Origin of the sequence: Streptomyces sp. NPDC006261, from assembly GCF_040613515.1 — a bacterium.
GTDB lineage: Bacteria > Actinomycetota > Actinomycetes > Streptomycetales > Streptomycetaceae > Streptomyces.
The window spans coordinates 1-5974 of the sequence record NZ_JBEXSI010000123.1 but is presented as its reverse complement, the minus strand read 5'-3'; the positions used below and the strand labels follow the sequence as shown (position 1 = coordinate 5974).

Genomic DNA, 5974 nt, shown 5'->3' with positions numbered 1-5974 from the left:
GGCGTTCATGGTCGGACAGCTCCAGCGGCAACGGCTTCGGACCAGGCATCGTTCCACCCTACAACCGCAAGCGAACTAGCGACTCAGGACACTAGCGGTGAGAGCTCGACCCGTAACACCATCGCCACCCACACCAAACTGATCAGCCCAGGCCAGCCCACCACCCACTGATCAGAAAAACCGCCCCTGGACACCCGGCCATGTACTTGGCGCGGCGCAGGTACAGCTGGGTCAGGGTCTCGCCTTCGTACGGGTGGATCAGTGACCGCTCGGTGAACAGTTTCTGGGCTGCCTCGTAGCCGCGGGGGCCGTAGCAGACCAGGTCGATGTCTGAGCGGGTGCCCGCCACGCCGACGAGGAAGGAGCCGCCGATGTCGTCGTCGGCCTCCTGGTCCACGATCCAGCCGATGATGGCGAGCAGGTCCTTCGGCTCGTGCGGGGCTGCGGGCTGCGGGCTGCGGGCTGGGCGGAGACGACGATGCCGCGGGTGCGCTGGGCCCGCGGCAGGTCCAGGACGGAGCGCAGCGCGTCGGCGGCGCCATCGAGCTCGTCGGCGTTCAGGCGGATCACCGCGAGGTTGCACCGGGAACCGGCTTCGTCTCCGAATGCGCCAACCGACCGCGGGGTTCACGGAACTCCGGTCGGAGCCAAGGTTCAGATCCGCATCAAGGTGCGGTCGCCCTCGATAGGACGACCGCACCTTCCGTTGCTCTGTGTCTCAGCGGAGGTCAGGTCGTGGAGTGGTAGTAGACCGCCAGGCGCGCCTGTTCCACAGGCGAGACGCGCTTGTGGAACTTGGACCACTTCGCGGAGTGCTTGATCCTGCCGTTGTACTTCTTTGTGGACTTGGCGGTGATGAGTTGGCCGTGGTTGATTCCGGCCTTGTACTGGACCTCGTGGTTCGCCGTGCCGGCGATGCCGGAGGACTCGGAGACGGTTTCGTCGTTGTACGAGGAGATCGTGGTCCAGTCGGTGCTCATGTTGCCGTTATCGGTGGTACTCGGCATCTTGCTCCCGAGCGCCTTGAGGAAGCTGCTACCCGGCTTCATGTCCGTGCACTGCCGGGCCTTTCCGCAGAACTTCGCCCTGCTCTTGGTGACTCCGGCGTGCGGGGTGCCCAGCGTGACGACGTCCTCGATGTAGAGCTTCTTCGGGAAGCCCGCAGCACCCTTGTGGGTGTAGTGCAGAGCGGCGCGGACGACGAGACCGCCCATGGAGTGGGCTACGACGTCGACCTTGATGCCCTTCTTCGTGTAGTTCCTGGAGACGTAGTTCGCGAACTCCTTGGCCACGTCCTTGATGGGCGTCTCGCGGCTACCCTTGACATTGGCCGAGCACTTCTTGTTGTTCGTGTAGTAGCCGAAGGTGAGCAGGTTCCCCTTCCACTTCTTGCTCGTGAAGTGCTTGCGGGCGGTGTCGAAGTATTTGGTGCAGTCGTGCTTGCCGAAGGGGGCGTACCCGTGAACGAAGATGACCCGGTTGCTTTGCCCGTTCGACCGGGACGGCTTGCTCGCCGCGCCGGCCGGTGCGACTGCGAGCATGGTGAGGACACCCGCCAGCGCTGCGGCGAGAAGCAGCGTGAACCGCCTCTGAGTTCTCTGCATGAAAGTTTCCCCGTTTCCCCGTCTTTGAGTGTGGTTCTCGACGGGCACATTAGCCCGGCCCGGTCACAGGGTGTGCCGGTCGTTCGACCCACATCCGGTCCCGTTCGTTCGCCAGTCAACTAGCCTCGGCCTCATGCGGCTTGGGGGGCACGTGGGGAACAGCGAGCGCCTGGTGAACCGGACCGTCGAGCGGTACGGGGTGTGGCTCAGGTCCACCGTGGTCTGTCTGTGCGGTGCGCTGGGCCTCGTCTGGGCGGATGAGGAGGATGTGCCCCTGGCGCTGGCGCTGCTGGCGCCGGCTGTCCTCGCCTGCGGTGTGCGTCTCTGCTCGCTGCGCCGTCCGCTCCCGTTCGCCCTGCTCTGGACCCTGGATGCGGCATTTGGTGATGCTGATGGGGTTGTCTCAGCCGGTCCTCGGCGGTGAGGGCGCGAATGCGATGGTGGAGGCGAGGCCGAGAAAGCTTTCGGCAGATACGTCAACAACAACGGCGTGGTGGTGCCCGTGGGACAACGCAGCGCCGGACCCAGCGTCTGACCGCTTCCACAAGCAACTGACCCCATCATCGGGGTTCAGTCGCACGGCTGAGCCTTCGCTCGCCCTGGACTCAGCCCGTTGCAACTTGAACCCCAGACACCGTAAGAGCGACCGAGGATAGGGCCCGAGGGTTGCGCGAGCCCAGGGGTCTCATTTCGATGGAATTGCTCTACTGGTCTTCGCCTGTCACGTCGGAGGTTCCCCTCGCCCGCATCCCGCGCGGGTGCACCCCGTCGATGACGAGTGTCAGCAGGCGGTCAGCTTCGGCTGCGCCGTCATGGTCGTGTTCGGTGGCCAACGCGATGGCTCCGACGAGTTTGAGTAGCTGGGTGATGGTGACGTCGGGGCGTACGGCCTGAGCCTGGTGAGCGCGCGCGAGTAGTTCGCTGCCGGCGTTCACGATCATCGTGTGGCAGGTGTCCCCCAGAGTCGGATCGCCGGCACCAGGCATAAGGGATGCCCCCAGACCCCTGTTGGTCACGGCGTGTGCGCCGACGGCCTGGAGCCAGGTGACGAGCGCGGCGCCCGGGTCGGGCTCGACGGCCAGATCATGTGCCTTGGCGCACAGCGTCTCAACCCGGTCTTTGAAGACGGCCTCCAGCAGCGCCTGCCGGGAAGGGAAGTGCCGGTGCAGTGTGGCCGAGCCGACCCCGGCGTGCCGGGCGATCTCCTCCAGAGAGGCTTCGGCACCGTGCTGAGCGACGACAGCCCCGGCCGCGGCCAGGATCCGCTCGTAGTTGCGCCGCGCGTCGGCGCGCATGGGTCTCTTCGGCGATTGCGGCACGGTGGCCCCTTGGGACACGGGAACTCCTGACGGCTTGCTAACCGGGGTGGCCCTCCATATTGTATCGAGCGCCAAACGGAGGGCCACCCCACTTAAGGGAGGTTCTCCCTGGTGTGTGCGAAATCCAGGAGAGACAGTGGAGTTGACGGACAAGGCCATCGTGGTGACAGGTGCGACTGGCCTGCAGGGCCGGGCGGTGACCAGGCATTTGCTCGCCGGTGGCTGGCAGGTGCGCGCGCTCACGCGCAATCCTGAGGGGGTGCCGGCGAGGGCCCTGGCGAGTGCCGGAGCGCAGATCGTACGCGCGGAGATGGAGGACATCGCCTCTCTCGTCGACGCCGCCGAAGGCGCCTACGGCCTGTTCAGCGTCCAGCCCACGGTGGGTTCCCCCGGCACGGCACCCGAGTTCTCCGCCGAGGACGAGGTCCGCTGGGGAATGAACATCGCCGAGGCCGCACAAACCGCCAACATCAAGCACCTCGTCTTCAGTTCGATCGCCGGCGCGGACCGCCATGACAGTGAGACGTTGCCGCAGAACCTGATCAGCAAGTGGCGGATCGAACAGCACCTCGCGAAGCTCGGCCTGCCCGCCACGATTCTCCGACCGGTCTCCTTCATGGAGAACTACACCGGTGAATACGCCCTGCAAGGCGGCAGCCTGATCTCGGGCATCGCCCCGGACGTTGCGCTGCAGATCATGGCCGTGGACGACGTCGGCGTCGTCATCGCGCTGGCCTTCTCCCGGCCCCAGGAGTGGATCGGGCGGGCGACGGCTCTGGCCGGCGACGAACTTACCCCGGTCCAGATCGCCGCCCACATCGAGACGGCCATCGGACGCCCGCTGCCGTACTCCCAGATCCCGGTGGAAACGATCCGCGCTGTCAACGAGGAGTTCGCGTTCGCCCACGAGTGGCTGGGCGAACGCGGCTACCGCGCCGACATCACCGCCACGCGACGGATCCACCCCGCTGCGATGGACTTCCCCACCTGGCTGCAGCGAACCGGTGCAGCCCAGATCACAACGTTCCTGGAGGCCCATCCCGCAGAGGCGCAGGACGCGTGAGCGGCCAGCGGCTCGACCTCGGGCGCATCGGGATCTGGGCAGGCGAACTCGACAACTGCACGGCAGCCGGTGCCCGCGAGGCCGTGACCACGATCGAGGATCTCGGCTTCGACACCTTGTGGTTCCCCGAGACAGCCGGGCGGGAAGCGATGGCACAGGCCGGGATCCTGTTGTCACAGACCCAGCGGATCGTAGTGGCAGCCGGCAGTACCGATATCTACGCGCGTGACGCCGTGACGACCGCCGCCGCACAGCGCACCCTTGAGGAGGCTTTCCCCGGACGCTTCCTGCTCGGTCTGTGGGACAGCCACCCCAGCCTCGCCGAAGATGTCCGCGGCCACCGCTTCGGCCCCCCAGTGCCCACTATGCGCGCCTACCTCGACGCGCTGGACGCCGCCCCGTTCGGGCCGCCCGCCACGGCAGCCTCGCCACACCGGGTGCTCGCGGCCCTGGACCCCGGCATGCTCGCACTCGCCGCCGAACGAGCCTGGGGTGCAACCCCGTTGGGCATGCCGGTCGAGCACACACGCAAGGCCAGAGCCGTGCTCGGACCCACTGCGCTCCTGGCCGTCACCCAGCTGTGCGTGCTGGGCCCAGACCGCTCGCACACCACCGCAATGGCCCGCACCACAGCAGCGGCCGCCCTGCCCAACCGCCGCACTCTGCTGCGCGACCTGGGGTACGAGGACGTGGACTCGCTCGGCGACCGACTCGTCGACGCGATCGTGGCCCACGGCACCGCCGAGGACATCGCCGGCCGTATCCATGAGCACCTTGCCGCCGGGGCCGACCACGTCAGCCTCCACCTCCTCACCACCGCGCCCCACACCCCGCCCACACGGCAGTGGCAGGAGCTCGCAGCACACCTCCTGCCCTGAACGGCGCGGCCCTTTCGCCGAGCAGCAGAGGAGATGCCTTGCCTGCCGTGCCGTCATCTCTCTTTGAGCCTCTCTGGGAGCAGTTCTCGGCTCTCCTGCCCGAGCGACCCGAGTTCGACCCCTCGCATCCGCTGGGCTGTCACCGTCGACGCGTGCCAGACAGGATGGTGTTCAAGCTGGTCGTCGAAGCATTGGTACACGGCTCTGGCTACGAACGAGTCGCCACCGCCGACTGCTCGGACTGGACCATCCGCAACAGGCTCAAGCAGTGGAGCAACCTGGGACTGGCACACGAACTGCACCGCATCGCACTGACCGCGTACGACAAGATAATCGGCCTGGAGCTGTCCGAGTTGTCCGTCGACGGCTGTCACACCAAGGCCCCATGCAAAGGCAACAAGTCAGGGCCATCGCCAGTCGACCGGGCCAAGCAAGGGCTCAAGCGGTCCACCTTGGTCGACGGCGCCGGAATACCGCTCGGTCTGGCCTCAGCCGGTGCCAACCGGCACGACTCCGTCCTGCTCGAACCGACCATCAACGCAGCCAGGCGCCAGGTCGGGAGCCTACCCATCAATGCCACCGTGCATCTCGATTCCGCCTACGACGGCAAGCCCAGCCGCCGGATCCTCGACGACCACGACCTCATCGGCGAGATCGCCCGCAAGGGCGTGCCCGCTCCGATCCAGGTCGGCATGCGCTGGGTGGTTGAACGCACCCAATCGTGGATGAACGGCTACGGCAAAATCCGCCGCTGCTTCGAACGCGACGGCCGCGTCGTCGACTTCTACCTATATCTCGCCGCCGCGTTCGTCACTGTGCGCGCCTTGATTCGACGTGCGAGAAAGTTCTACCGGTGGCCGAGCCGCCCAACTGCACGTCGGCTGGGGTGATGCCTATCCTCGGTTGCTCTAAGGTCGCTTTTTTCAGAATCTCGATTGTCTGCTGCTGTTCGCGGTTCTCTCTGCGCAGCCGACGCAGTTCCTCACGCTCCGCGCTGGTCAGCTCGCCCGGGGCACCCTCGCCCTGGTCGGCCTTGGCCCGGCGGTACCAGCCGCGCAGGGACTCGGAGCTGATGCCGAGTTCCCGAGCGACGGCGGTGACCGTCTTGCC

General features: G+C 66.6%; 8 protein-coding genes. 4 read left to right on the top strand and 4 right to left on the bottom strand.

What is annotated here, in order from left to right; translation table 11 throughout:
• Window positions 1-142 precede the first annotated feature (142 nt).
• On the bottom strand, window positions 143-397 hold the full coding sequence (locus tag ABZ154_RS34555) for a hypothetical protein (protein WP_356838388.1): 255 nt from the start codon (window positions 395-397) through the stop codon (window positions 143-145).
• 331 nt (window positions 398-728) lie between these two features.
• Window positions 729-1604: a hypothetical protein gene (locus tag ABZ154_RS34550; protein ID WP_356838387.1), complete on the bottom strand. Its 876-nt coding sequence runs from the start codon at window positions 1602-1604 to the stop codon at window positions 729-731.
• 133 nt (window positions 1605-1737) lie between these two features.
• Here ABZ154_RS34550 and ABZ154_RS34545 point away from each other — a divergent pair, with 133 nt between their 5' ends.
• Window positions 1738-2028, top strand: coding sequence for a hypothetical protein (locus ABZ154_RS34545; protein WP_356838386.1), 291 nt, complete (start codon window positions 1738-1740; stop codon window positions 2026-2028).
• A gap of 280 nt (window positions 2029-2308) precedes the next feature.
• On the opposite strand, the gene ABZ154_RS34540 is transcribed toward ABZ154_RS34545, so the two are convergent.
• Window positions 2309-2899 carry a helix-turn-helix domain-containing protein gene (locus ABZ154_RS34540; protein ID WP_356838385.1) on the bottom strand — a complete coding sequence of 197 codons (591 nt, stop codon included), beginning with the start codon at window positions 2897-2899 and terminating at the stop codon, window positions 2309-2311.
• Window positions 2900-3059: 160 nt separating this feature from the next.
• Between ABZ154_RS34540 and ABZ154_RS34535 the strand changes: the two genes are divergently transcribed.
• Genes ABZ154_RS34535 through ABZ154_RS34525 form a run of 3 tightly spaced genes read left to right on the top strand, consistent with a single transcriptional unit; the run spans window position 3060 to window position 5754 of the window.
• Window positions 3060-3986 (top strand): NmrA/HSCARG family protein, encoded by a 927-nt coding sequence (locus ABZ154_RS34535; protein ID WP_356838383.1) that lies wholly within the window; start codon window positions 3060-3062, stop codon window positions 3984-3986.
• On the top strand, window positions 3983-4864 hold the full coding sequence (locus ABZ154_RS34530; RefSeq protein WP_356838381.1) for a TIGR03620 family F420-dependent LLM class oxidoreductase: 882 nt from the start codon (window positions 3983-3985) through the stop codon (window positions 4862-4864). The genes ABZ154_RS34535 and ABZ154_RS34530 overlap by 4 nt, the downstream gene beginning before the upstream one ends.
• A 38-nt stretch (window positions 4865-4902) precedes the next feature.
• Window positions 4903-5754, top strand: a complete 852-nt coding sequence (locus tag ABZ154_RS34525; RefSeq protein ID WP_356838380.1) for an IS5 family transposase — start codon at window positions 4903-4905, stop codon at window positions 5752-5754.
• Here the strand turns inward: ABZ154_RS34525 and ABZ154_RS34520 are convergent.
• On the bottom strand, window positions 5675-5974 hold a 300-nt coding region (locus ABZ154_RS34520), incomplete at its 5' end, for a transposase (protein WP_356838379.1). The two genes, ABZ154_RS34525 and ABZ154_RS34520, sit on opposite strands and share 80 nt — an antisense overlap.